4 protein-coding genes are annotated in these 4396 nt (G+C 67.6%); all 4 read right to left on the bottom strand.

The genetic code is table 11. From position 1 onward, the window contains the following. Nucleotides 1-921, bottom strand: a 921-nt coding sequence (locus tag VFH59_RS05650; RefSeq protein ID WP_325163911.1) for a citrate/2-methylcitrate synthase, incomplete at its 3' end; no start/stop codon positions are given. Nucleotides 922-1028: 107 nt separating this feature from the next. Next, nucleotides 1029-1916 (bottom strand): methylisocitrate lyase, encoded by an 888-nt coding sequence (gene prpB / locus VFH59_RS05645; protein ID WP_325163910.1) that lies wholly within the window; start codon nt 1914-1916, stop codon nt 1029-1031. A gap of 228 nt (nt 1917-2144) precedes the next feature. Continuing rightward, nucleotides 2145-3131 carry a malate dehydrogenase gene (locus VFH59_RS05640; RefSeq protein ID WP_325163909.1) on the bottom strand — a complete coding sequence of 329 codons (987 nt, stop codon included), beginning with the start codon at nt 3129-3131 and terminating at the stop codon, nt 2145-2147. 58 nt (nt 3132-3189) lie between these two features. Beyond that, nucleotides 3190-4396, bottom strand: a 1207-nt coding sequence (locus tag VFH59_RS05635) for an aminotransferase class I/II-fold pyridoxal phosphate-dependent enzyme (RefSeq protein WP_325163908.1), incomplete at its 5' end; no start/stop codon positions are given.

Raw genomic sequence — 4396 nt, 5'->3', positions numbered from 1 at the left:
CATCAGCTTCTCGATGCGCTCGGACACCTCGAACAGCGTCGGGTTGCCGCCCTCGGTGCAGAGCTTGCGCGAGATCTCCTTGATGATCTCGTTGCGCGGGTCGGACACGGTGTAGACCGGGTGGCCGAAGCCGATGATGATCTCCTTCCGCTCCACGCGGGCGCGGATGTCCGCTTCGGCCTGATCGGCATTGCGGTAGCGGGCGATGATCTCCATCGCCACCTCGTTGGCGCCGCCATGCTTGGGACCACGCAGCGCCCCGATCGCGCCGGTGAGGGCCGAGTACATGTCCGAGCCGGTACCGGCGATCACGCGGGCGGTGAAGGTCGAGGCGTTGAACTCGTGCTCCGCGTACAGCACCAGCGACTTGTCCAGCGACTGCGCGTGCAGTTCGCTGGGCGCCCTGCCGTGCAGCAGGTGCAGGAAGTGCGCGGCGATCGACTCGTCGTCGGTCTCGGTCTCGATCCGCTTGCCGTTGTGGCTGAAGTGGTACCAGTACAACAGCATCGAGCCGAAGCTGGCCATCAGCCGGTCGGCGATGTCGCGTGCGCCGGTGACGTTGTGGTCCTCCTTCTCCGGCAGGACCGTGCCCAGCATCGAGCAGCCGGTGCGCAGCACGTCCATCGGATGGGTCGCGGCCGGCAGCAGTTCCAGCGCGCCCTTGACCGGCGCCGGCAGGCCACGCAGGCGCTTGAGCTTGGCCTTGTAGTTCTGCAGCTCGCGCCAGTTCGGCAGCACGCCGTGCACCAGCAGGTAGGCCACTTCCTCGAAGCTGCCCTTGGCGGCCAGGTCGTGGATGTCGTAGCCGCGGTAGTGCAGGTCGTTGCCGCTGCGGCCGACCGTGCACAGCGCGGTGTTGCCGGCCGGGACGCCGGACAGCGCGACGGACTTCTTGGCCTTGGGAAGGACTTGCTCGGTCATCGGGTGTCTCCTGGGTGCAAGGGTTTGGCGAGGCGGTTCCCGCAGGATGCTTGCGCGCGACCACCGTGACGGTCGCGCCAGAGGGCGCTCCTGCAGGCGTTCCGCCCTCAGTCTTTCTTCGCGAAAAGTGCGTCGAGCCGCTGCTCGTAGTCGAGGTAGCCGATGCGCTCGTACAGTTCCTCGCGCGTCTGCATCTGGTCGATCACGTTGCGCTGGTGGCCGTCGCGGCGGATCGCCTGGTACACATTCTCGGCCGCCTTGTTCATGGCGCGGAAGGCGGACAGCGGGTAGAGCACGATGCCGACGCCGGCCGTCCGCAGCTCGTCCACGCTGAACAGCGGCGTCTTGCCGAACTCGGTGATGTTCGCCAGCACCGGCACCTTCACCGCGTCGACGAAGCGGCGGTAGGTCGGCAGGTCGTAGGCGGCCTCGGCGAAGATGCCGTCGGCGCCGGCTTCCACGCACTTGATCGCGCGCTCGATGGCGGCATCCACGCCATCCACCGCGATCGCGTCGGTGCGGGCGATCAGGAAGAAACCGGGATCGGTCTTCGCGTCGGCCGCCGCCTTGACCCGGTCGGCCATTTCGCCGGTGCTGACGATCTCCTTGCCCGGGCGATGGCCGCAGCGCTTGGCGCCGACCTGGTCCTCGATGTGGCACGCGGCGGCGCCGAACTTGATCAGGCTCTTGACCGTGCGCGCGATGTTGAATGCGCTCGGGCCGAAGCCGGTATCGATGTCCACCATCAGCGGCAGGTCGCATACGTCGGTGATCCGCCGCACGTCGGTGAGCACGTCGTCGAGCGTGTTGATGCCAAGATCCGGCAAACCCAGTGAACCGGCCGCCACGCCGCCGCCGGACAGGTAGATCGCGCGGTAACCGGCGCGCCGGGCCAGCAGGGCATGGTTGGCGTTGATCGCGCCGATCACCTGCAGCGGCTGTTCTTCGGCCAGCGCGGCGCGGAAGCGGGCGCCGGGGGTTGCGGTCGGGGACATGGGAGGCTCCGCGGGAAAAACGGCATTTTAGCGCACCGCCCGGCCTGCCCCGCGTGTGTGGCTTGCGCCTGGGTTGCCCGCACGGGTCGCCAGGGAGGAAACCGCATGCGGCCCGAGTGGCGCTGGCCGCAAGGGTGCCCAGGCTTGCGGGGAACCCCGGGCTGGCAACGCGGGCGCACGAAAAAGGGCGGCCACGGGGCCGCCCTTCTCCAACCATCTCGGGTGGCCTTACTTCTTCGCGAACAGGTGCTCGACGCCACCGCGCTCCTCGCGCAGTTCCTTGTCGGTGGCATCCATGCGGGCACGCGAGAAATCGTTGATCTCCAGGCCCTGCACGATCGCGTACTTGCCGTCCTTCACGGTGACCGGATAACCGTAGATCACGCCCGGCGCAATGCCGTAAGAACCATCCGACGGGATGCCCATCGACACCCAGTCACCCTCTTCCGTACCCAGCGCCCACGAGCGCATGTGGTCGATTGCGGCGGACGCGGCGGACGCCGCCGAGGAGGCGCCGCGGGCCTTGATGATCGCTGCGCCGCGCTGCTGCACGGTCGGGATGAAGTCGCTCTCGTACCAGGCCTGGTCGACCAGGCTCAGCGCGGGCTTGCCGCTCACGGTGGCATGGTGCAGGTCGGGGTACTGGGTGGAGCTGTGGTTGCCCCAGATGGTCATCTTGCGAATGTCGGTCGAATGCTTGCCGGTCTTCTCCGCCAGCTGGCTCAGCGCGCGGTTGTGGTCCAGGCGCACCATCGCGGTGAAGCACTTCGGATCCAGGTCCGGGGCGTTCTGCTGGGCGATCAGCGCGTTGGTGTTGGCCGGGTTGCCGACCACCAGCACCTTCACGTCACGCTTGGCGTGGTCGTTCAGCGCCTTGCCCTGCGGGCCGAAGATGGCGCCATTGGCTTCCAGCAGGTCCTTGCGCTCCATGCCCGGGCCGCGCGGACGGGCGCCGACCAGCAGCGCGTAGTCGACGTCCTTGAAGGCCACGTTGACGTCGTCGGTCGCGACGATGCCGGCCAGGGTCGGGAACGCGCAGTCGTTGAGCTCCATCACCACGCCCTGCAGCGCGGGCAGCGCCGGGGTGATCTCCAGCAGGTGCAGGATGACCGGCTGGTCCTTGCCCAGCATGTCGCCGGCGGCGATGCGGAACAGCAGCGCGTAGCCGATCTGGCCAGCGGCGCCGGTGACGGCAACTCGAACGGGGGCTTTCATCGTGTGTCTCCGTGATACGGGAATCGGGAAGGGGAGCCGTGACAGGCGGCTCCCGGCTTTACTGGAGTTCCGCGAAGAACTCCTGGATGCGCTTCAGGCCCGGCTCCAGCTGGGCCGTCGGGCAGGTGTAGGAGATGCGCATCGAATGCGGTTCGCCGAACGCCGAGCCGGGCACGCAGGCCACGCCCTTGGCTTCGAGCAACGCCGCGCAGACATCCACGTCGCTCTCGATCGGCGTGCCACCGTGCGTCTTGCCGAAGGCGACGGAAATGTCCGGAAAGGCGTAGAACGCGCCCTGCGGACGCGGGCAGACCACGCCGGGGATGGCACGCAGCGCGGCGACCACCACGTCGCGCTTGGCCGCGAACTCGGCGCACTTGGCCTGCGGCACGTCCTGCGGGCCGCTGAACGCCGCGACCGCCGCAGCGGTGATCACTTCCGGGATGCTGGTGATGTGGTTGGAGTTGAGCGTGGTGACCGCCTTGGCCACGGACTCGGGCCCGGCCAGCAGGCCGACGCGCCAGCCCGGCATGCCGTACGTCTTGGACACCGAGTCGACGAAGACCAGCCGTTCGCGCAGCTCCGGCCGGGCGAACACGAAGTTGTGGTAACCCAACCCATCGAACACCATCGAGTTGTAGATGTCGTCGGTGATGATCCAGGTGTCCGGATGGCGCACCAGCACGTCGGCCAGCGCGGCGATCTCTCCGGCGGTGTAGACCATGCCGGTGGGATTGGACGGGTTGTTGAACAGGAACACCTTAGGCTTGCGCTTCAGCGCCTCTTCGAGCTGCGCCGGCGCGAGCTTGTAGTTCTGCGTCGAAGGGCACGGCAGCACGTTGATCTTCGCGCCGACGATGTCGGCGATGTCGCGGTAGGTGGTCCAGTACGGCGCCGCGAAGCAGATCTCGTCGCCCTCGTCGAGCAATGCCTCGGCCAGGTTGTAGAGCACCTGCTTGGCGCCGATGCCGATGGAAAGGTTCATGCGGCCATAACCGCTGAAGCCCAACGCCTCGATGTGCTTCAGGAAGGCATCCAGCAACGGCTCCGCGCCGCGGTTGCTGCCGTACTGGCCCGAGTCGTGGGTGAGCGATTCGCGCGCGGCGGCGTAGACATGCTCGCCGGGCAGGAAGTTGGGCACGCCGATGGAAAAGCTGATGATGTCCCTGCCCTGCGCCTTCAACTGCCTGGCCTTCTCGGCGATGACCATGATCGCGCTGGGCTTGGCGCGGCCGACACGCTGGGCGAGCTGGGGCATGGCTTCC

Origin of the sequence: Frateuria sp. (assembly GCF_035695185.1) — a bacterium.
GTDB lineage: Bacteria > Pseudomonadota > Gammaproteobacteria > Xanthomonadales > Rhodanobacteraceae > Frateuria_A.
Note: the sequence above shows the minus strand (reverse complement) of the source record. Positions and strands in the feature narration are given on the sequence as shown.